This window comes from Bacillus cereus group sp. MYBK14-1 (assembly GCF_051916885.1).
In the GTDB taxonomy this organism is placed as follows: Bacteria; Bacillota; Bacilli; order Bacillales; family Bacillaceae_G; genus Bacillus_A; species Bacillus_A cereus.
The window spans coordinates 14,850-37,373 of record NZ_JBQAHM010000023.1 but is presented as its reverse complement, the minus strand read 5'-3'; the positions used below and the strand labels follow the sequence as shown (position 1 = coordinate 37,373).

Sequence of the window (22,524 nt, the reverse complement as noted above, 5' to 3'; positions counted from 1 at the left end):
AATCAATTCCTCCTCATTACCTAACCTGCACTTATAGTTGCTACAGAAGTAGCAGAACTATTAGGTGTAGAATTATTAATTTTTTCGAGTAAATCCTTATTTCCAACCTTTTGAGCAAATTTTTTAGCTTCCTCAGATTTATTTAATTTCAAATAACTATTAACAATAATTCCTTCTCTTCTGCCATCTAGTGGCACTTGATCTCTTAAATTGATAACTTCTTCATGTTTGTTATCTAATGCAGCAATTTCAAAATTAATTAGTGGATTTTTTGTTTTTAATTCTTTTACTTTTTTCAAATTATCTACAGCTATATAATATGAAACTACTGATTCTGCAAAATCTTGTTCTAAGTCAATTGCTTTTTGTGCTTTACCGCTTAATAGATACGTAAATAAAACTGCCTTTTTATCTTCTTTTCCTAACTTTTTATAATCGACTTTATCAAATTCCAAGGCAGCATCTTGATATTTTTGAACTGCAGATAATCTTAACCCATTTATTAAATTCGCATTAACTTCTAAACTATTTACATTATTTGCAGATGCAGCCTGTGAATTTTTCATATTGCTAAAGGCAAAACCTGCTACTACTAATAAAACAATTGATGCGATTCCTATAATAGCGTACTTTAATTTTTTCATATTATTTAAGATTCCTTTTTTATCGATTGCGACTTTCTCTTCTTGTTCAAATTTAGGTTCATTTGGTAGATTTCTTTCATTATTTAAATTAATTTCATCAATATCGGGCTCCCTTTTCACCACAGCTATTTTTTGTCTCTTTTGTGCTTCTTTTATTTTCTTTTCTTCCTCTAATCTTCTTTTTCTTACTTCTTCAAGTTTTTTCTCTTCTTCCTTCCGTCGTGCTTCTGCTTCTTTTCTTGCTTCTTCTTCGGCCCTTCTACGCGTTTCCGCTTCTGCTCGTTTTCTTGCTTCTTCTTCGGCCCTTCTACGCGTTTCCGCTTCTGCTCGTTTTCTTGCTTCTTCTTCGGCCTTTTTACGTGCTTCCACTTCTTCACGTTTTCTTGCTTCTTCTTCGGCCTTTCTACGTGCTTCCACTTCTTCACGTTCCCTTGCTTCTTCCTCTGCTTTTCTACGCGCTTCCACTTCTTCACGTTTTCTTGCTTCTTCCTCTGCTTTTCTACGCGCTTCTGCTCCTGCTTGTTTTCTTGCTTCTTCTTCTGCCTTTCTACGTGCTTCTTCTTCACGTTCCCTTGCTTCTTCTATTTTTAAATCATTTTCAGAAGTGCCTGCCTGTTTTTGAATTGTAGTGATCCAAGCAAGAGCTGGGTTACTATTTGAAGGTTCATTTTTTGGTAAATTTACATTTACACTTTCTTCACGTTGGTTCCGCGGCTGTTCTGAATGCTCTTGTTGTATTTGCTCATTTATTGGATCTTTGTAGACATCCTCATATTGTTCTTCTTCCTCTGCTAGTAATCGCTCACGTCGTTCTTTTTCTTGTCTAATTCTTTCTTTAATTACGTTTCTTTTTCTATTATTTTGCATAAAACAACAACAGCCTCCTTTCTATCAGTACCTCATTAATGAGAGTAATTAAATTATTCATCCTTCATAATTAATCATTAGATATTTCCACAAAAAAACTAAGGAAAATTAGTGATAATATTATTTTTTAAGCATGATAAATTAAAAAAGGATAAATGGTCTGCACCCATTTATCCTTCTTTTTACTTTACATCTATTGAATTCATAGTACATGTTCTCCTCTTAATGCATCACTTTGTTTCAAATTTTAGATAAAAAAAGATACTACACACTTACTGCATTGAATATTCAGGGATATATGAGTTTATATTTTCACACCATATTAAGTTCATCCATAACTTTCAACTTTTCATGTAGTAGATTAAAAATTTCATCTTTATAGTCACATTTCTTCAATTTTTTAATTGCTTCTTCCTTTATTTGTGACACTCTTTCAGTTGTTATCATAAGTGCTTTTGCAATTTCTTTATGCAAATACACTTTACCATCTAAAAGACCAAAACATAGATTTAGTACCATCTTTTGTTTTGGGTTTAATACTTCATCAAATATTAACCATATCTCGTAATTTAAGTCTTCAATTACCATCTCATTTATTGAAGGAATTGCTGATTTATCATCATGGGATGAATTTGATATACCTATATCTTCATTTATTGTATCTATATCCAAAGTCATAGTAGTAGCTCGCTTATAATATACGTTGTGCCTAATGACTATTTCGCTAGTTACATCTAACTCTTTTACAACTTCCTCCACCGAAGGGGGTCTGTTGTACATTTGTAAATATTTATCTTCTAATTCGACATATTTTAAATTAAATTGATTCACATAGTTAGGTATTTTAAAAGGTCCCGACCTTTTTTTACATATAATTCCTAACATCCTTTTTTGTATCCACCAAAAAGCGTATGTGGAAAAGCAATAGCCTAAAGCTGGATTAAAATCTTCCATTGCCCGTAACATTCCCTCATTTCCTTCTTGAACCAGATCATCAAACTCTATATCAGGGTGCTTGTTTTTGTACTTTCTTGCAATAGATAATACTAACCCTACATTCACATGAAACAAATAATCACGTAGATCCTTTTCACCATGTTTGTACCGCTGAAATAAATTTAAACTTTCTTGTTTTGAAAGTACCTGATAATTTCCTATTTCCTTAATTTCAAAAGTGTTACCTTCTGGATAAGCCATTGGCTTAATACTTCTTGCAGTAGAACCTTGTGTTATAGTTTTATTTAATGACTCATCGCGATTCAAGCTGCTATATGATTGATTCATACTTATTCCTCCCTTCTCATTTTTAACGAATTGTTTCTAAAAACATCTTTGTCTCCTTTTGTACGTTACTAATCAACTTACAGTTCCTTGCGCATGTATTGGCAACTTCTTTATGTGCTTTCGTTTTTCTCAATTCTATATAAATATCGCATCCTTTGCAGATGCTACTAATACCTTCCATTATTTCTAATTGTCTTCTTCTTTCATATAAAAACTGCTCTTTTGTTTTCTTCTCGCTTACTCGTCTCCCCATTTGTTTCACCTCGTATACATAAATAGTATTATTTAGTACTTAAAAACTACTATCGGTATTACATAGATACGAAACTTCTCCTTCAAAACTCTTCCAAATTTCTCCTGTATGTATATGATATAGGATTATAACAAAATGTAAAATGAATTATTCTAAAAATTTCAAAAATTACCAGGATATTAAAATATCCATCATTTCCTTATGATTAAACTAATTATATATACAATTTAAACCCTGATGACTATCAAGAATACGTATAAAACAATGGATGTATTGTATTCTTCTATACAATACATCCTTCGATTTTATAAAACCCACTCATTCTAGTTATGGTATAGAAAAGTACTGAATCATTTCTACCCCTTATTAATATATATCTTAATTCACTTCAATTAAAATAGCGTTTATCTCACTTTCTCTATTGCTGGAATATAATCGTTTAACAGTAAATCATCTAGACCCTTTCCAAGATTAATATCCCAACTTGCATAATTAATACTTATCCCTTCTTGATAAAGCGCTTGCGCACATTCTAATAACGACCGCTGAACATCTGAATTTGTAATCATATCCATATCTAAAGCGAACGTCGCCTGTCTAACTCCCATTTTTTTCAATGGTTCAATTAATATTCTCCATACTTTAACCCCTGGTATTGATACAACTGTGGTACCATACAATACTTTTTCCTCATTTGTTAGAAGCTCGTCTAAATTTTCTGCAGCAATATCAGACTTTAGAGCGCCTTCTGAAATCCATACATTATCCTTTTTTATTAGTTCTCCACGTTCCAAACTTTTCAACTCTCGACTAGGTACTGCTACATGTATTGGCAATGGGTTCCCAGCTCCTGTTCCATGGAATTTCCCACCTGAACTGATCCAAATATATTTACTTTCTAACTTTAATTGTACTTCACCTAATTTTTCACCTTCATAATTAATTTCATACCATTCTTTAACATCGATTTTACCTTTAAATATAGACTCTATCTTCCCATTGATTTTATAGGTCACCTCTATAACATTGGGTTGCTCAATAACTTCTGCCTTAAAGCTTGGTTTATGATTTTTTACAACTGTCATATATTCAGGATTATCAATTCTACATTGAAAACCGCATATCTGATTATATATATTTCTCTGCGGTATTAATAAAGAATCTCTCCTTCCTGCAAACGTAAAATATCTTCCATCCTTTGTTTCTTTTGCATAAAATCCTGGAATTCCAACAATATAGCTTGTTTTCCCTCCTACTTTTTTTATTAGCTCTTTCGTAGTATCCCAAGGTTTAATAGGAAAACTTTTGTAATTTCTAACATTTATTACTTCACTTGTAACCCTATGTTTCGATCCCATTAACATTTTAATATGTTCATCTCGCATGTCTAAAAATTCTAGGAATAAAGTATAAATAATATCAAGGTTGTAATCATTTTTCTTCCTATGTTCCTTAATCATCTGATTTTGAGAAAAGTCATATCCCCTTTTTTGATCTTCAGCTATTATATGTAAATAGCCTGCTTCCCCCAATACTGTTTCAGATGAAATTCGTCCACATATTATTTTAGTTTCAGAATCATTAACCATGCACCATCCTTGCTTACCACATATAGGGCACGTTGTTCTATAATATTCAAACCACCTCTCATTACTCCCCTTATTCATGCTTCTCACTGGCCTTAATATTCTACTTGCTGCTAACTTTTCAATTGACATCACATATCTCCTTTCCCCTTGAGCAAATAAAAAAGCCCTTTGGAATACGGAGGTTAAATACCACACAAACGTGTAATTTAATCCGTAACCCGAAGGGCTTCATGTAATCACTAGAAATTAAAAAAATTAACAAGTTATAATAAGAATATACTAAAAATTCTTTATTTAATCTAGAGGTTAATTATAATATTATTAAACTCCCACTATAATTATACATGGGCATCTTACTGCTTAACCCCTTTTGGACCTTTTGAAGCGAGAACTTCTTCGGAATTAAATACTATTTTAGCAATCTATATTTACTAAGCTATAAGGAGCCTCCTTATTAACCGTCCACTAATGTTTTTCTGCTAACTTTTTTTGGTACAGTATACTCTCTAATAACCAATTAATTGCGCTATTAAGGGCACAGTTGTTAACCATAATCGTTTTCTTGTAAACAAGCATCATAAGATTATATTTTGTTCAAATTTAATTAATCCTACTCAAAAACACTTTAGAATACGGACTATAAAACAGTCATATAATTATCAATCTCATGTTGATACCAACAGAAAATCAACACATCTCACCCGCATTTGACATTGACATATCAACTGAGATTAACATGTCAAATGCAGCGCACCAACTTTATCACTAGTATCCACCGGTTAACATTAACATAACATTAACAAGCAGCTACTTATCAAAAACGTTTGTACCTATCTAAACTTCAAAATCTATATTAGATGAACATTAATCCACTCCAACTGATTGTACGGAAATAAGTTAATTAATAAACTACCTTTGCAAATGTTTAAATGCTAGTACGACATAAAAAAAGAAACACCATGAAACTATCAATCTCATGTCGATACCAATGAAAAGAGAAATGGTTTTCAATCTCTTATTTGTTATTAACATGTTAACTGAGATTAACATGTTAATTGATTATTTCCTTTTGTTATCAATATCATTTCGAATAAGATTGACATAACATTGACAATAAGATTTCAAAAAAGAAGAATCGTTTATAGCTTTCAAGATTTCAAAATCTATATCGATTGAATTTTTTCTTCTTCGGCAGTTTTCTTGAAGTGAATCTAGTGATGATCTATCCTAGAAAATGTCTCGACACCATTAAAACATAGTTGAAAATTTAATTGGGATAATAAATGATGACAGCATTTTACCCTTTATTTATCATTGACATTTAGTCTAAAAACAACACATAGAAAGGAATACTGTTTATATTGTTAATCTCATATCAACAATTTGCGTTTAACATTAATATGACATTAACAATTAAGTAGTTAAAATACACATAAATACAGATCTTAGGTCTTCGAGATTTGTATTAGTTATAAATTTATCTACCACAACAGATTTCTATCGAAAAACAAAAAAACACTTTAATAGAACTATAATTGTGGTTAGAAGCTAACAAGAAATCCATACAATTGATGGTTTCTTATTAGTGACATCAAAAAATAACAGTTTTCTTTTCATTTATCATTAACATGTAACTTGAGATTAACATGTTAAGCACTCGTATTCTTTTGTTATCGATATTATTCTAATTGATGTTGATAAGACGTTAACAATAAGGTATCAAAAGCGAAAGCGTTTATGGATTTCGAGATTTCAAAATCTATATCGGTGAAAATTTTCTTCTGTGGAGGTTTACTCGAAGCAAATTTAGTGATGATCTATCCTAAAAGATGTTTTCACACTATCAAAACATAGTTAAAATTTAATCGCAATGACATATAGTCTAAAAGCAAAACGTAAAGAGACATGCTATTGAATTATTAATGTTATATCAAAAATTTGCATTTAACATTAATATGACATTGACAATTAAATAGTAGAAATGCACATAGAAGCAGATTTCGGGTTTTTAAAATCCACATTAGTTAAAAATTTTATCTACTACAACAGATTTCTATTAGAAAACAAAAAGGAAAACACACTAAAAGAACTATAATTGTGGATAGACATTAACAAGAGATCCATACAATTGATCGTTTCTTATTAATAACACACGAAAATTAACAGTTTTCTCTTTTTTTATCATTGATATATAAACTGAGATCAACATGTTAATAGGGCTAGTTATTAATTAATGGTAGTTTCATATCAACTATTGTTGATTAATATCGACATAACATTAACAATTTCTGATTCTAAAGTTGAGAATATACATACAGATAGAGTTTTAGATTCTACATCTATTAAAGGACTTTTTTCTATAGTAAAATTCACTGCATAAACTGCGGAAGATATCATTCTTGAAAACATTTTAATAGTAATAAAAAATAATGAATCGCTTTTTATTACTTACGATTTAAAAATAACAATTGTATAAATCCATTTTGATTATATAGAGATCACTTGTAAAGGGTGATACCCCTTAAAAAAGTAAGTTTATATTAAACCACATAAAAATACTTCAATAACCTATAATAGCCTTTACGTGCATTCTAAAGACCTACTGAAACCAATTAGCTATACAGTTCTTGTTTTTCTACTACCGGGTATCATAAATTATAATAAATATAGGCCTTTATTTACTATTAGTATGGACTTTTCTCTTTAGATTTATACATGCTTTTTAGCTTTTAAGTCTTTAAGTTTAATGCTATATCCTCATAATTTATTTACAAATCACTAATATTTTCTTATCATTAGTATATTGTAGACTAATTCGTTAATTTCATAGCAACAATAATCATTAATAACTAACGGATTATTAATAGGACATTAACAATAGTTAATTCAAAAGCCTGATTTATCAACTTTATGTTAACAAGTGATACTTTATATATATCAATTACACATTTCATGTGAATGTCAATTAATAAAGGTATTGAGGTTTATATCGCCGAAAGACACTTAACATGTTAATCTCACTTTATATGTTAATTACATTTTGCTATGGCCATTATATTTCAAGGAGGTATAACGATGATTGAACAAGATAACAAAAATACAAATGAACATATGGAGTCCAATAATACAAACTCTAGTCATGAAGATACTTTTGAAAAAGCTTGGCGAATAACAGAGTTTTCAAAACTAGTAGGCCGACATCATAACACTGTATACAATTGGTTCAATATCCTAGAGGAAAAGGGGTTACACGGAACATTAAGAACCAATAATACAAATGAAAAGCTATATAATACACTGGATTTAGACATAGCTTTATTTATCAAGCTAAAGAGGGATGAAAAGTGGTCGCTAGATGCAATTATTGAGCTTTTACCACATCAATTTGAACTAAGACCAGTTTCTCCAGAAAATCAAACCAGTGAAGTCTCAACCCAATTAAACATGCAGGAAGCTGCAGCGACTATTGAAAAAATAGTAGAGCAAAAGATTCAAATGCATTTACAAAACATTGAATTAGAGTATCAAGGAAAGTTTGAAGAGGCTATACGTGCAGTGCTACCTGAACCAGAAGACCCTGAAAAGTTAAAAGAGCGCCAAAGACAAGAAAGACTAGATAATATAATTATTCAGCATAGAGCGCGTACAGAGTTAAGAAAACAAGCTGAAAACGAGTGGAATACACAGCCAGAAGAAACTCGTATAAAAAAAGTTGGTTGGTTTAAAAAAGAAGAAGATCTTGCGAGAAAACAACTTTTCATAGAAAACTATATTGATGAGAACATGATTGAATACATGAAAAATGTAATGAAAATAGAAAAATAAGCCTGGAAGATTCCAGGCTTATTTTTTATTTAGTTCCGAACATCTTATCTGGATCCATAAATGCCGCTAATTCTTCATCATTTTGCGCTTGTGATTCTTCATCTTTAACTGGTTCTAATTCAAAGTAATCACCAAAGTTAATATTGAAATCATCATCCGAGTCTTGCGCTTCAATAGTATTAATTTGAGACTTTGTATATTGAATTTGACTTTGTTTTTCTTTAAATTCATTATATTCTTCAACTAATCCTTTAGATAAACGTGATGGTAGTGCATCTGTCTTATAGAAAGTATACACGCTGCCCATAAAATCATTTTTACTCACTAAATAACCATTAAAAACAGTTCCATTGATTGGTAGTTTATTTGTCACTTCTACTTTTGCATCATCCATAAATGAATCATCAATGTTCTTCTGTTCATCTAAAATTGCTAACATACCAAAATGATGCACCTTCGATGCCTCTAAATCTCCATTTTCATTTGTCTTCATCAGGTCAATAGGGTGATGGAATGAGCTTCCTTTCAATGATTCTGAGAACATATCTACAATTTCTTTACTGTTTTCAATTTGATTCATATTACGTGAAACCTTATTAATGACTAAACAGCCTGTTCTTTCTAGTAAAATTCGTTTAAAGTCCTGAGAATCTAGAATTACTGATGTTCCTGAACCATTTGCAGCTGTGTTTAACTCATGAATAATATCTCCAATACGCTGATTTGCATAGTCTCGTGAGTTTCCAATGCCTTTTTTCTCATTCTCGTTTAATCCTTTAAACTCATCATAGAAATGTTGGTTATCTGCAAATACAACAAATGCAACGCCTTTGGCTGGATCATTAGCTAACTTCCAAATTTCTTGTGAGAATTTATTTACCTGTCTTAGTACATCCGGCCCATCTGCTCTAACTGGAAGTGTAACCACAATACCCATTTTAATAAAATCTTTACGCTCAATAGCATTATTGAAAGCAATTCTTGCATACTTTTGTTGATTTTTTATTAATTCTTCTCTAGGAATTTTCATTGCCATACTTTTAAGTTCTTCAGCAATTACAGGTTTATTATGAAAAGCGGAGAATTCTTCAATTGCTTGAATAATTGTAGATGTACCTGTACCACCACCTAAACCAGCAAAAAATAGTACTAATTCATCAGTTGGTCTAACACGTTCCGTTATAAATTCTTTTAGTTTATCTTTAGCTTCTTCATTAGATTCTAAGACCTTTACAGCACGCTCAGGATTCTTACCTAAACCACCTAATTTTAGTGAAACTTGGTTACTTTTCGGCACATTTTTCAGTTCAGCTAAATCTCCATCATTACTATTCAATGCTAGACAATTATAAACTGCTGTACCGTCTGTATGCTTATACTCAGCAAATTTATCTACCATTCTAGTTCCAGCTTGACCAAAACCAACCATAGTCATTTTCACAGCTACTTCGTTTTTCAGAAAGTTTTTTGCCATTATTTTATCTCTCCCTTATTCTCATTACTTTTTTTACGTTTCCCTAATTCAACTAATACTTGTTGTCCCCTAATAGTTGAAATTAAAAACTTATACGGATGCATAATTTTTTCTGTTATTAATGACATTGAAGCTAAAGTAGCAACACTACCTTCTGCCGATCTTCTTGAAATGTTAGTTCTTTCAAGTTCTAATGAATAGGATTTACCCTTAGGTTTCTTTACTCTCCTATCAATAACAACACTTTCTACTATTTCATTTATTGAGATTCCTCTCATATACTTTGTCTCTTGGTATTGTTTGTTTACTTGTGACCCTATGTAATGAAATACATTGTAGAGTATTTCGTCTTCTTCAATAATGTCTGCAAACATTTCCACAACTTCTTCAGTGAATTTGTTTTGTTTATATTTTTCACTTAATACCTCGTTCAAGTTGTCCCCCCCTTAAAACGTTGGTTAATTATTCCTAAAAATATATTACATCATTGTAAGACGTATATCAAGTCATTATATATAAGTCTTATATTAAGTTGTTATATACAAGACTTATATAATATTTACAAAATGTAAAATCGAAGCAATGTTATATATATCAATGTTAAATATATAAGACGTACATGAAAGTCGTTTATATAAGCAGTAAATAAAACATGTTAATATGAGGTTTCATATAACTAACAATAACTATTAAATTATAAATATGAGTGCAGTATTTATGTATATTTTTATCTAGAATTATAATTCCAATATATAATACTCCTAAAATAACCTACTATTATCATGGTTATTTCATTTATACGTCTTATATATACAAACTATATATAAGACGTATAAATAAACACTTATTATTAAAGGATTTATATGCTTTTATATTAATTTCATGTCAATAGAATATTACCACGATTTATTACACGCCCTATTTAAAGGTCTTATATGAAAGACTTATCAATAAAACGTGTATATAAACCTATAAAAAAGAGTAATACTTCTTAAGTATTACTCTTTTAACTATATAGTTTTATATAAAACACTTAGTTTATTAAACAGATCTTTATGATCCTGCTTCTTTTTCAATAACTCATTTTTCTGTTGGTTGTCTACAGAAAGGAAAGGGGATGTCAATGTCATGTTATATTTCGTTATTTCTTTTATTAATTCCGTAGTTATTTTTGAGATTCGTAGAAATAACACATAAAATTGTGATTCATTTTCATTCATTTGTTTTTCTCTAAAATTAAGTTCTACAAACTTGTCAGTATAACTTGTCAATTTCATATCAATATAATCACTATAACTCACATGTAAAGCCATAAAGCGATTAAACTCTGATAAACTAATTAATTTCTTTGTTAAACATAGATGTACTAAATAAATCTTATATACAGCTTTAAATGAAATAACATATTTAGTTCCTTTTTTTATTAACTGGATGTATTCACCGTATCTGTTAATTAAATACCTTAATTTATTAGGTTTCAGTCTCAATAGTCTACTAACTTGTGAAGTATTGTAGATTTTATAAGGATCTAGAGCAGCAAACTGTAATGGAATTATCTCATATTCATTATTTAATGTGTTAGTTACCATATTATAAAGAACGTCTGTTTCAAATTCACTTTGTATAATTGTTTTTATTAGCTCATATTCTGTGTTCAAATTCCGCATTTTTTCACCCCTTAAATTAGATTGTAACATGCAAAATATGAAATATACACAATTTTCATTTACTTTATTATGTTTATTTACTTATTTCTTTTATGATGTGATTTTTCCTTCTGATAAACAAATAGCTCTACAGAATTAAATACAATTTTGTTTAATACTTAATATCATCTATGCAAAAGAATATTCACTGTACATTTTATTTATTTTTGCTACTCTACACATATATGACGAGATACATATGACGAACCCTTTTTTCATCATTAGAGTTCGTCATATGTTCTTTTATCTATGTCGAAGTACAAATGACGAACTCTAATAGTAAATTCCCACTTGATATCATTGATTTTAATTACCCACACCTGACGAAATAATATGTGTTTTTTAAACCGAGAGTCCATATGGGATAATGGGTTACTTTTTTGCAAATTTCAGTTAAAATATACACTAATCATTTTTATGTACTGAACTGCTTAATTTATCCAACATTTATTACTTTCATTTCATGACAATCGCACCCGATTTTATGCAGATTCCCGTATATTATTTCCATATCAAGGGAGTGTTTTAAATTGAAAAAATCATTTGATCATGCCGTTAAATATATCGTCGGAGAGAATGACCGTGGAGTTTATTTTAATCGTTCTGACATTTTTACAGTCTTATTTTTATATGAACAACGAACAGTATCTCAAATTCAATTACGAAAATTTTACGAATTGATAAGTGGGGGACCTATAAGTCGAACCACATTTTCATCCAAGTTAACAAAGTGGGCAAAAATGAAATTAATAAAAAAAGAAAATATAAGTGTGAGAAAAAAGCGCGGCTTTACATTGGATTTCGTTTCTATATCTTCAAAAGGAGCAGAAATATTACATCGTTTAAAATTAATTACTGATTGCAATACCTCGTTTGTTACCAAAAGACAATATGAACACAATATAGCTATTACACAATTTGTGCAAAATCTACTTGAAGCAGAATCCAAAAATGAATATACCGGTGCAATTGTAGGTGGTAATGGCGATTATCTTTTTCCATTAAACTCAATTGTGAAGCAAAATTTACATTTACCCAACCTAATGTATTCCGATTCAAATGATGTTTACTTCTTATACGAAGATGAAGAGTATCGCGAAATGTTTCAGCCAGAACTTCAACCCGTTTCCTTCCAACAAGATTTACCTCAACTCGTTTATTCATTTCGTCCATCTAAAGAGTTTTATCCGGACTCAAAGGGAAACCCATTAATCATTCCTGATTGGGTTCTTACATGTAACGATTCTATTATCAATATTGAAGTTGATACAGGAACAGAAAACATTCCATTTCTAGAAAACAAACTAAAAAAATATCTTGATATCGCTGCTTCTAATCCGTCTAAACGGTTTTACGTGTTATTTTCAGTAATCGATGATTCTTATCACACAATTTCTACTTACAAAAAAAGAACTACACGTGTAACAAATTTAAAAAAGGCTTTCAGCAATATACCACGTTTAAGTGTAGTGAATAACCTACATGTTTACGTATGCAATATGGGTGGATCAGAACTTGTAATAAACAATATTCTTCAAGAAATTCGCGAAATTAATAGTTTAAGCAAAAGTCATCTGTTCAAAAAGATCACTGAACGTTTGAACATAAATTCTTCTTTCCCTTATTCGGTAGAGTGGATATCTAATAAAAACGAAATGCAAACGAAAGGGATTCAGCATTCTAAACTACTTGAGCTAACTGATGACATTTTGGTATTACGAAAAAAAGCACCTTATGAAGAAAAAAAATCTTTAGATTACTTAGAAATATTATGTATATTAACAATACTTAAGGTAGGGGAGGTTAACACACACTTTAAATTACAGAAATTATCAGGATTGTTGGCCATGCAAAATCAACACCGAACACTCAATCCAATTAAAATTTTAGGGATATATGAAGCGGATGAATTAGAGCATGGGCAGCAAGCCATTTTTACTGATCTGTATCACAATTCCATAGCACCAGAGAATATATTATTGGCTACTTCTGCTGAATTGCTTAATTTCACCGCTGCTTTTTATTCGTTAAAAGAGAGGGTGAAACAAGAATTTGGAGAATGCAGTTCAAAAGAATGCTGAACTCAATAATGCACCAGGTAATGGGGAGGATCCAAAAACCGAAAAAAGCAAAAAAAATCCCTATATAGTGACAATCGACATTACAAAAAGCTGGAAATATCGTTTAGCAGCCCGCTCATCTTACTATGTTGTGACATTACTACTTCTGCTAGCTTGGTATTTTGCTTTTAGAGGAATTTATAAATACGCTTCTTTCTGGTTCATACAAATGGGGGCTCCATTACCTACTTTAAGTATCTTCGGTAATCCGTTTGAAACTAATTATTACATTGAAACCTTTTTTAGCTTTTGGATTTTAATTTATACTTGGAAACTATCAACCAAAGTTAAGACCTATCAGGAGATAAAGCGTCGATGGTTTATTTTCTCGATGATGTTAATTGGTATAGTTGCCCAGTACTTATGGGCGTTTAGTGTTCCATTAGCTAAGATATTTATTCCATTCTTACATTCGAAAGCTGGAGAGGTTTCACTAAATGACAAAGGATTAGAGGATACTATACTTTCAAATTTTAGTAATATCATGCACCTTGTATTTGCTATACCTGTAATTATTATTATTCTCGTACTCTTATGGCTCTTTAAGATTTTTTATGAACATAAAAAAGAGCTTATAGATGAATTCAGAAAATGGGAATACGTATTTAAAATACCTGGTTGGATGCTTTCCTTTTTGAATGATGATCGTCAACGGAAACTTGCTACTTCATTACACAAATTTTTCACTGAAAAAAATCCATCAAAATTGCCAGAACCTGATATATTTCTTGGTCCTAACAGTGCTACACGGGAAATGGCAGTTATACAGGGCAAGTCTCTAACGCTTAATATAATGATCATCGGTAACATTGGTACAGGGAAATCAGCTGCACTAGGTTTGCCAATTGCCAATCAAATTCTTGACTATATGGCTTCAATGATTAATAACTTTAAAACCTTATATGCAAGAAAAGATTATCATTCAGAGGATGTAAAAGGAACGCAGGTTAATGGTCTTACAGTTATCGAGCCATCTAATGACTTCTGCGAAAAAGTATATAAATTGGTATTAGCACACAAGATTCCCGAAAGTGTTATTTTCTATTTAGACCCAACAAATCCTGATACCCCTTCAATAAATTTTGTACGTGGTCCAGTTGATAAGGTTGCTGAGATGTTATGTTCAGTATTAACGGGTCTCTCTGATAATGGCGCAGGAAATCCGTTTTTCGTTCAATCTGAGCGTTCCCATCTTAAACAACATATTTATTTGTTAAAACTCCATGATTCTAATTTTGAAGCTAGATTTGAGCATTTAATTGATATGTATAATGATGCTAATCTCGTGTTTGAGATGCATCTCAAATTAAAAGAACGACTTCCAAATGATATTGAATCCATTCCAGATAGGGATGAACGAAACCATTTCCGCATAATGAAACAAGTTGATGAATGGTTTGAATTAAATTATATTCCTGAAATTTCTGGTGGCCGTGGGGGAGGGGAAGTTGTTTATCATACTGAAGGGAAATACTATGGTCAACCCAAGATAATTGATAAACAAGAAACCTTTGTTCGCGGTTTGCGAAACACATTAAATGATATTTCTGCTCAACCTCTGCTCCGACGTGTTTTATGTGGTCCATCGGATTTTGATTTTGAGAAGCATTTGGAATTTGGAGGTATTCTGTTAGTCAATACAGCGAAAGGTGAACTTTCTGATTTATCTGATGTATTCGGTAAATTGTGTTTATATGCCGTACAGAACGCTGTTTTCCGTCGTAAACCTAACGTATCTCCTTATCATCCGGTTTTAGTCGATGAGTTTGCGGATTACATTTATAAAGCATTTAAAAGTTTTCCTGCTCAATCACGTAAATATAAAGCACCTTTAATTGTTATTGCACAAACCATTAGTCAATTAGCAATTGAACATGGCCCAAGATTCATGGATATCCTGTTAGGAACATTTCGTAATAAACTTGTTTATGGTGATGTTACAAATGAAGATGCTAAATTGTTTAGTAAGCTAATGGGTACGAAAACAATTTATGAGGCACGTGAAGGTGATCAAGAAATTGATATGGTAACTGCAGAAACGAAAACTCAAAGTACACGAAGAACATCCTACTCTTATTCGAAACTAGAGGTACCCATTCTTTCTGAAAATGATATCTTAATTCAAAAAGCATTCCAGTGTGCGGCTAAAATTGTAAAAGATAATGCTCCACAAGGAGGAATACAAGTAAATGCTAACTTTGTTCCTGCCTCTGAGTTTAAAACAGCTAAGATTCAAGTTGATGCAGAAGCAGCTGCTTATTGGTTAAAAATTCGTGAAGAGTCATTGAATACGGAAATTAAATATGATGATTATGTCACAGATACAGATATTGATAGTGAAGAAACTATAATTGAGGAATTGAGTACACCTAAAACAGCACCTACTGCAATCGAAGGTTGGTTACAAACGTTAAACCCTGATACTTACGATTTTTATAATAATGACGATGATAATGACAGTGAAGGTGAGTTAGCAAATAATCAGTCTGTGCAAGATTACTCAAGAAATTCCGCTTCTAAGCTAAAAAAGGAGGACGCTACGGCATCAATTGCTACTTCTACTACAACAGAACCCGCAAAAATTAATGAAGTAATAAATGTTAAAAAAGAAAATATACCAGACAAAAGTAAACATAGAGAACCTATTGAAATTAACAAAAAAGCATCAGTTATTACTGAAACCTCAATAGAAGTGCCAAGGGCGAAGCATACACCACAATATAGAGAGCCAGCTTACACATCGATTGTAACTCATAATCAGCAAGAACATGAAATTCAACGAACCGCAGAAATCAATGGTAAAAATACAACATCTAACTTAACAATGCAATGGTTACAGCAACAAATGGCTGCTACTGTTCCTCAAGAAGATGAAAATACATTACCTTTAGATGAAATGGAAGGTGGCTCTCGTCTTCACAATCGTAAAGTAGCAGAAGTAACTCCAGAAAGTGCGGCAATTAAGGATAAACTCAGTCAATATATCGAAGGTGACATTGATCATGATTGATGCACTAAGCAAATAACGAATATTTCTACTGATAAAAAGGTGTGGGTCGTAAACTCATACCTTTTTATTATTTCATATGTAACTTTCACTAAGGGGATCATTCCTTTATGCTAAAATTTAATTGAGTTTGTGTTGAAGGAGAACATGGATTAAATAATAAGGGGGAGAAAGGACATTGGAAATAGACAAATTAAATTTACCCATTGATGGTAAGCATTTTTTACTTAATCATCAAATTAAAGAAAATGAATTTGAATGTCTCAATATTGAATTTTACACCTATTCTAATGGTTTTCTTTTAGATGTAGTGGAATGGACAAAACAAAATGATTTTTCTTTATCAATATTGGATAAAGAATATACAGAAGCGTTTTTAGCGAGTTTAGAGAAGTTTAAACCATACCTTGTTATTGGGAGTAATATGGATTCAGGTAATCTAATTACTATCTACCAGCCCACAGGCGAGATATATGAGCTAGAGCATGAAATTACAGAAAGAGTAGAAAGATATTTTGTTAATTCTTCTATAGAGAAAATGCATTCCTGCTTCAATTGCTTTAAAAAGTATTGGGTTCAGCTAATAGGGCAGGGGCACTACAAAGATTGTGATCTAATAAAGACTTTTCATAATTTGAAGAACAAATTAGTCGAGCTTGATAATAACATATTAATTAATGATGATAACTACAATAGACACTTTTGGAATTGTTTATATCACAACAAGTTAAACTTCTTTTTACAGAAATCAAACAAAATATAGATTATTTCTAATGAGGGATACTTACATGAAATAAACTTTATATCAAAGTAAAAACAATTTTTTTAGAAACAAAAGCAGATAATAGGAAATCTCCTTACTGGTTAAAACTTTCACTAAATAAAAAACAGTAAGGAGTGTTTTCTTAATCCCGCATTGCACCTGCTTCTCGGGAAGTCATTGCTCCTTGTCCTTCCCTTACATCATTTTGAATTTCTTGTTTCACTTTTTGCGCATCAGTTTCTGCAAAATTTGGTTTCATAATAGAACCAGACGTTTCTATATCTTTTTTATCCTGTTGCATACAAACCCTCCTGACTTTAATATTTGCAAATCTTATTATGTACAAAAGGACACATGGTATCCACCGAACAATCGAGCGCGTTTATGGATTAATACAGGCAGAATATGAACAAATTAAAAAGAAGCAGGTACCTCTCCATTTTTAAAAGGTATCTGCTTCTCTTTACATTGACTCTATAATCATTTGTCTTTCATACCACTTGTTTAGTTTTTCATTAACACTTTTTGAAATACGCTTCATTTTGTTATTACAGAATCTTGATAGCGTAGCAGGGGATAGACCTATTTCATCAGCTATTTCACGCATTGTTTTATTTTGATGCATATGCTGATACATAATTTTTTCTCGTATCATATCTTCTGATCCTTCAGGAGTTTGTTTTACAGTCTCTGCAATATAATGGTCCTCCGGATTCTCTTGCATACCTATTGCTTTTTTCTTTACCATACTATCTATATTATTCATCAATTCTTTTGGTGGTAAGATAATGATTCCTAATTTTGAATAGTAATTCTTAAACCAATTACGTTCTCCTATCTTTGTTTCATCCAATTCCTCTGCATACGCCCAATGTGAAATTACATTTTCTTTTTCTAAATCAATTAAAACATTTTCTAGTTGTTCACGAATTCGAGTTGGGCGACCCTTTGTGGTTGTAATACCCATTACAGATAGTAAACCTTTTTCTCCACCAATGGAGTATGGTCTTTTTAAAGTACTGTATTGTTGACGGATTCGCCACTGCCAGGATAAATAACGTATTAAACGTTTATGAAACTTGTGTCTATAGCTATTATACTCTAATGCTTTTTTCGATAATAAAGCAGTTGTGCTATTAGATCCATACAAATAGCCTGATAAAAAACTACCTGGTTTAATCTTACAGGATTCTATCCCCATATATTCATTAGTATTCTTATCTCTCCATAACACTACAGAGTCCAGTACGAATAACCTTTTGATTACTTCACGTTTCACTTCAAATTTTTCCCCAGTTTCAGCTTGATCGTTCAATACTACAACTTCATTATCATCATTCAAATAAATAAAGATGCTTGCTAACGCTGCAATACGTTGTGCTACTTTTATCTTATCTTCTGCACGATAATACTCTACACCGTTTGCTGAGGCTTTCGGCATATTACATAATTCCAACACATTTTCATAACTAAAATCTATGAATTCATCTGGAGATTTAGCTTGATTTAACCATTGTATTGTAATGGTATCCAAACAGTCTGCTGTAAGATCATCCATATTACTAATTACTCCATCAACTAATATAGACCATCTTTCTGCTTCGTTTGTATTCACTAATCTCAAATCCTCATCCTTATGTGAAGATAGTTGTGCAACTCCGCTTGAATTTTTTGTTTCTAATGGCAGTACCGGTTTTGCTACTGCTTCATCTTCCTCAAAATGATTTTTTGCTATTCCATCACGTAATTGATAGTACATTGCGTCATTGGTTACAGGATAGTAATCATCAGATATATCTTCTATATGTTCTGTTACCTGACTATCTTCAAAAATTGAAATTTGAGTTGGTTCAACTGCTTCAACTTTTCCTCCGAATTCTTGTTCAATGATCTTATCTAGTACATTTTGAATCTCAATTTTATATTTATTCAGATTGGCATAAATGTTTAATAACGATATTCCTTGCTCTTGTTTCTGACCTAACCAAGAAACCAGCGTCGAAAAGGAAGGGGACATATTAGCTGATGTTACTAATTTATCGTGATTCTCTTGTACTTCTTTATAATATTTATTCCATTTGGCCCATAACTGCTTGTTTTCTTCATAAATTGGAGCAGCAAGTAGGAGGGCATCACTAAACAATGCTAACACTTTCTCCATATTTAAATACCTCCTAACAATATTAATTACAAATATAATTTGAATCTTAAAAATGTGAAACGTCATAGCTATATGATGGCTATATAACCTTTAAGTTGAAATATTATCAGAATAATCAGCACAATTGTTGATTTTTACTTGTTCTATTATGGATCATTTAAATTCTCTTTACTTGTCTTTAATTATATAAAACTGCTTCTATTTGTAAAATCATTACTTTACAATACAATTTCAATTTTTAAAAGTGTTTAATGCTCAAATTTAGTTACTGTTACATTTTTAACATCTATATCTTTGATTCAAAAAGTTGTAAACCCGAGTGGTAAATATGTTGATGCAAGTCCTTGAATATCGTATTCTTCAGTCTTCCATTCCCTAAATCTTCTTCATCAACAATAATAGTTTTTGGGGCGACTCGATTTGTTAGCTTGATAATTATGGGGCTTTCCTCTAAAAGAACCAAAGTAAACAATAAAAGCGCTTGCATAATTAAAAATCCGAGTTATAATACTTGTATACAAGTATACTTGATTAACATGAGGTGAATTTATGGCGAAATCAATGGAATTTCTTTATCCTGAAAAATGGCTTTCAAAAGCTTCTACAGGTGATCGTGTTGCGAGCGAACTGAGAATGCGCATTATTGCAGGGGAGATTGAAAGCGGTACCATCCTGTCGGAAAATAAATTAGCTGCCGATTTTTCTGTAAGTCGGTCACCCGTTCGTGAAGCATTAAAAGTACTAGCTTCTGAAAATATTATTCGCTTAGAAAGAATGGGCGCAGTTGTCATTGGTTTAACCGAGAAAGAAATCGAAGAAATATATGATGTTCGTTTACTTATAGAAAAGTTTATCTTTGAGCGACTTGTAAAGATGGACACAAATGATTTAGTAAGAGAACTAAATAAAATAATGGAAATGATGAAAATCGCCATTAAATATCATGATTCTGATGAGTTTTCTTATCAAGATCTTTTATTCCATGAAACGATTATTCTAACCATTGAGCATTCCTACATCCTGATGATTTGGAATAATTTAAAGCCTGTTATGGAAAGCTTAATCCTTTTATCAATGCGTACTCGTTTCAAGGAAAAGTACGAAGACTTTGAACGGGTTATTAAAAATCATGAGCTTTATATAAAAGCAATCGAATCAAAAGATCGAGCCCTCATGATTGAGGCCTTACATCTAAACTTTGATGATGTTCAAGGGAAAGTTGAAGATTTCTGGATGTCACAACAAATGTTATCTAAAGGAGTAGAGCAAGGACATGAGTAGCTATATGTTAGGTATAGATATCGGTACAACAAGTACGAAAGCAGTTTTATTTACTGAAAAAGGCGAAGTCATCCAAACCGAGAATATTGGTTATCCACTTCGCACACCGGATATATCCACAGCGGAACAAGATCCAGAAGAGATTTTCCAAGCTGTTTTACAAGCAATATCAAATATAACGAAACAGCATTCAGATAAAAAACCATCGTTTATTTCATTTAGCAGTGCTATGCATAGTGTCATAGCTATGGATGAGAATGATCATCCGCTGACACCTTGTATCACTTGGGCAGATAATCGTAGTGAGGCATGGGCACATAAAATCAAAGATGAACTGAATGGCCATGAAGTTTATAGACGAACAGGAACACCTATTCACCCAATGTCACCATTAAGTAAAATTACATGGATTGTGAATGATCATCCGGAAATTGCTATTAGAACGAAAAAATATATTGGAATCAAAGAATATATCTTCAAACAATTCTTTGATCAATATGTTGTTGATCATTCCATCGCATCGTGTATGGGTATGATGAACTTAAAAACAATAGATTGGGATGAGGAAGCTTTAAAAATTGCTGGTATAACACCAGCTCAATTATCTGAACTCGTACCAACCACCCAAACATTTAGCAACTGCAATCCAGATTTAGCCCAAAAGATTGGTATCGATTCACAAACACCGTTTGTCATTGGTGCCAGTGATGGGGTGCTTTCTAATCTAGGTGTGAATGCAATTCGAAAAGGTGAGATTGCTGTCACAATTGGGACAAGCGGTGCTATTCGGACCATCATTGATAAACCACAAACAGATAAAAAAGGAAGAATATTTTGTTATGCCTTAACGGAAAAGCATTGGGTAATTGGTGGACCGGTAAACAATGGAGGGATGGTCCTTCGCTGGATTCGTGATGAACTTGCTTCATCAGAAGTAGAAACTGCGAAAAGACTAGGAATTGATCCATACGATGTATTAACTAAAATAGCTGAACGTGTGAGACCTGGTGCAGACGGATTATTATTCCATCCATACCTCGCAGGGGAACGTGCACCATTATGGAATCCAGATGTACGTGGCTCCTTCTTCGGTTTAACGATGTCACATAAGAAGGAACATATGATTCGTGCAGCTTTAGAAGGTGTTATATATAACTTATACACTGTATTTTTAGCATTAACCGAATGCATGGATGGTCCTGTAACTCGTATTCAAGCAACAGGTGGCTTCGCAAGGTCTGACGTTTGGCGACAGATGATGTCCGATATTTTCGCATCTGAAGTCGTTGTTCCAAAGAGCTACGAAAGCTCTTGTCTAGGTGCATGTATATTAGGTCTCTATGCCACAGGAAAAATTGATTCTTTTGAAATCGTTTCCGAAATGGTTGGCAGTACCTACAAACATACACCGAAAGAAGAAGCAACAAAAGAATACAGACAATTACTGCCTATATTTATTAACCTATCAAGGGCGCTAGAAGATGATTATACACGAATTGCAAATTATCAAAGAAATTTAATAAAGTAAAACTTTCATCAGTAATCCCCCA

The 22,524-nt window shown here is 31.8% G+C and carries 15 protein-coding genes; 6 read left to right on the top strand and 9 right to left on the bottom strand.

What is annotated here, in order from left to right; translation table 11 throughout:
• Positions 1 to 20 precede the first annotated feature (20 nt).
• The 4 genes from ACTFR3_RS28490 to ACTFR3_RS28475 form a co-directional block, all read right to left on the bottom strand.
• On the bottom strand, positions 21 to 1,511 hold the full coding sequence (locus tag ACTFR3_RS28490) for a hypothetical protein (RefSeq protein WP_440045086.1): 1,491 nt from the start codon (positions 1,509 to 1,511) through the stop codon (positions 21 to 23).
• Positions 1,512 to 1,823: 312 nt separating this feature from the next.
• The gene (locus tag ACTFR3_RS28485) at positions 1,824 to 2,795 is read right to left on the bottom strand and encodes a sigma-70 family RNA polymerase sigma factor (RefSeq protein ID WP_088326585.1); all 972 of its coding nucleotides are present in this window, start codon (positions 2,793 to 2,795) and stop codon (positions 1,824 to 1,826) included.
• Positions 2,796 to 2,817: 22 nt separating this feature from the next.
• The gene (locus ACTFR3_RS28480) at positions 2,818 to 3,048 is read right to left on the bottom strand and encodes a hypothetical protein (RefSeq protein WP_000533697.1); all 231 of its coding nucleotides are present in this window, start codon (positions 3,046 to 3,048) and stop codon (positions 2,818 to 2,820) included.
• A gap of 404 nt (positions 3,049 to 3,452) precedes the next feature.
• Entirely contained in the window at positions 3,453 to 4,766 is a 1,314-nt protein-coding gene (locus ACTFR3_RS28475) for a DUF3854 domain-containing protein (RefSeq protein WP_048538511.1), read from the bottom strand.
• A 2,946-nt stretch (positions 4,767 to 7,712) separates the two neighbouring features.
• On the opposite strand from ACTFR3_RS28475, the gene ACTFR3_RS28470 reads away from it, so the two are divergent.
• Positions 7,713 to 8,462 carry a MerR family transcriptional regulator gene (locus ACTFR3_RS28470; protein ID WP_000572414.1) on the top strand — a complete coding sequence of 250 codons (750 nt, stop codon included), beginning with the start codon at positions 7,713 to 7,715 and terminating at the stop codon, positions 8,460 to 8,462.
• Between the two features lie 25 nt (positions 8,463 to 8,487).
• On the opposite strand, the gene ACTFR3_RS28465 is transcribed toward ACTFR3_RS28470, so the two are convergent.
• The 3 genes from ACTFR3_RS28465 to ACTFR3_RS28455 all read right to left on the bottom strand — a co-directional run bounded on the left by ACTFR3_RS28465 (position 8,488) and on the right by ACTFR3_RS28455 (position 11,633).
• Positions 8,488 to 9,936, bottom strand: coding sequence for a cell division protein FtsZ (locus ACTFR3_RS28465; RefSeq protein WP_048538512.1), 1,449 nt, complete (start codon positions 9,934 to 9,936; stop codon positions 8,488 to 8,490).
• A complete protein-coding gene (locus ACTFR3_RS28460; RefSeq protein WP_001006720.1) occupies positions 9,936 to 10,370 on the bottom strand; it encodes a hypothetical protein in 435 nt (144 codons plus the stop codon). Before ACTFR3_RS28460 ends, ACTFR3_RS28465 begins: the two co-directional genes overlap by 1 nt.
• Before the next feature lie 576 nt (positions 10,371 to 10,946).
• Entirely contained in the window at positions 10,947 to 11,633 is a 687-nt protein-coding gene (locus ACTFR3_RS28455; protein ID WP_440045085.1) for a hypothetical protein, read from the bottom strand.
• A 539-nt stretch (positions 11,634 to 12,172) separates the two neighbouring features.
• On the opposite strand from ACTFR3_RS28455, the gene ACTFR3_RS28450 reads away from it, so the two are divergent.
• The 3 genes from ACTFR3_RS28450 to ACTFR3_RS28440 all read left to right on the top strand — a co-directional run bounded on the left by ACTFR3_RS28450 (position 12,173) and on the right by ACTFR3_RS28440 (position 17,532).
• A complete protein-coding gene (locus ACTFR3_RS28450) occupies positions 12,173 to 13,723 on the top strand; it encodes a replication-relaxation family protein (RefSeq protein ID WP_440045084.1) in 1,551 nt (516 codons plus the stop codon).
• Entirely contained in the window at positions 13,695 to 16,772 is a 3,078-nt protein-coding gene (locus ACTFR3_RS28445; protein ID WP_440045083.1) for a type IV secretory system conjugative DNA transfer family protein, read from the top strand. The genes ACTFR3_RS28450 and ACTFR3_RS28445 overlap by 29 nt, the downstream gene beginning before the upstream one ends.
• 175 nt (positions 16,773 to 16,947) lie before the next feature.
• On the top strand, positions 16,948 to 17,532 hold the full coding sequence (locus ACTFR3_RS28440; RefSeq protein ID WP_440045082.1) for a hypothetical protein: 585 nt from the start codon (positions 16,948 to 16,950) through the stop codon (positions 17,530 to 17,532).
• Between the two features lie 142 nt (positions 17,533 to 17,674).
• Here the strand turns inward: ACTFR3_RS28440 and ACTFR3_RS28435 are convergent, their stop codons facing one another.
• Both ACTFR3_RS28435 and ACTFR3_RS28430 read right to left on the bottom strand, forming a co-directional pair.
• Positions 17,675 to 17,833, bottom strand: a complete 159-nt coding sequence (locus ACTFR3_RS28435) for a hypothetical protein (protein WP_001183576.1) — start codon at positions 17,831 to 17,833, stop codon at positions 17,675 to 17,677.
• A gap of 162 nt (positions 17,834 to 17,995) precedes the next feature.
• The gene (locus ACTFR3_RS28430; protein ID WP_097814507.1) at positions 17,996 to 19,693 is read right to left on the bottom strand and encodes a helix-turn-helix domain-containing protein; all 1,698 of its coding nucleotides are present in this window, start codon (positions 19,691 to 19,693) and stop codon (positions 17,996 to 17,998) included.
• Positions 19,694 to 20,242: 549 nt separating this feature from the next.
• Here ACTFR3_RS28430 and gntR point away from each other — a divergent pair.
• Both gntR and gntK read left to right on the top strand, forming a co-directional pair.
• Positions 20,243 to 20,974: a gluconate operon transcriptional repressor GntR gene (gene gntR / locus ACTFR3_RS28425; RefSeq protein ID WP_001130025.1), complete on the top strand. Its 732-nt coding sequence runs from the start codon at positions 20,243 to 20,245 to the stop codon at positions 20,972 to 20,974.
• Entirely contained in the window at positions 20,967 to 22,502 is a 1,536-nt protein-coding gene (gene gntK, locus ACTFR3_RS28420) for a gluconokinase (RefSeq protein ID WP_048538520.1), read from the top strand. Before gntR ends, gntK begins: the two co-directional genes overlap by 8 nt.
• The last annotated feature ends 22 nt before the right edge of the window (positions 22,503 to 22,524 follow it).

What these genes read in the sequence shown, in the direction of transcription:
- ACTFR3_RS28475 (WP_048538511.1), bottom strand. Translation starts at nt 4,766, where the DNA reads ATGTCAATTGAAAAGTTAGCAGCAAGTAGAATATTAAGGCCAGTGAGA.
- gntR (WP_001130025.1), top strand. Translation starts at nt 20,243, where the DNA reads ATGGCGAAATCAATGGAATTTCTTTATCCTGAAAAATGGCTTTCAAAA.
- ACTFR3_RS28480 (WP_000533697.1), bottom strand. Translation starts at nt 3,048, where the DNA reads ATGGGGAGACGAGTAAGCGAGAAGAAAACAAAAGAGCAGTTTTTATAT.
- ACTFR3_RS28430 (WP_097814507.1), bottom strand. Translation starts at nt 19,693, where the DNA reads ATGGAGAAAGTGTTAGCATTGTTTAGTGATGCCCTCCTACTTGCTGCT.
- ACTFR3_RS28455 (WP_440045085.1), bottom strand. Translation starts at nt 11,633, where the DNA reads ATGTTACAATCTAATTTAAGGGGTGAAAAAATGCGGAATTTGAACACA.
- ACTFR3_RS28465 (WP_048538512.1), bottom strand. Translation starts at nt 9,936, where the DNA reads ATGGCAAAAAACTTTCTGAAAAACGAAGTAGCTGTGAAAATGACTATG.
- ACTFR3_RS28490 (WP_440045086.1), bottom strand. Translation starts at nt 1,511, where the DNA reads ATGCAAAATAATAGAAAAAGAAACGTAATTAAAGAAAGAATTAGACAA.
- ACTFR3_RS28435 (WP_001183576.1), bottom strand. Translation starts at nt 17,833, where the DNA reads ATGCAACAGGATAAAAAAGATATAGAAACGTCTGGTTCTATTATGAAA.
- ACTFR3_RS28470 (WP_000572414.1), top strand. Translation starts at nt 7,713, where the DNA reads ATGATTGAACAAGATAACAAAAATACAAATGAACATATGGAGTCCAAT.
- gntK (WP_048538520.1), top strand. Translation starts at nt 20,967, where the DNA reads ATGAGTAGCTATATGTTAGGTATAGATATCGGTACAACAAGTACGAAA.
- ACTFR3_RS28485 (WP_088326585.1), bottom strand. Translation starts at nt 2,795, where the DNA reads ATGAATCAATCATATAGCAGCTTGAATCGCGATGAGTCATTAAATAAA.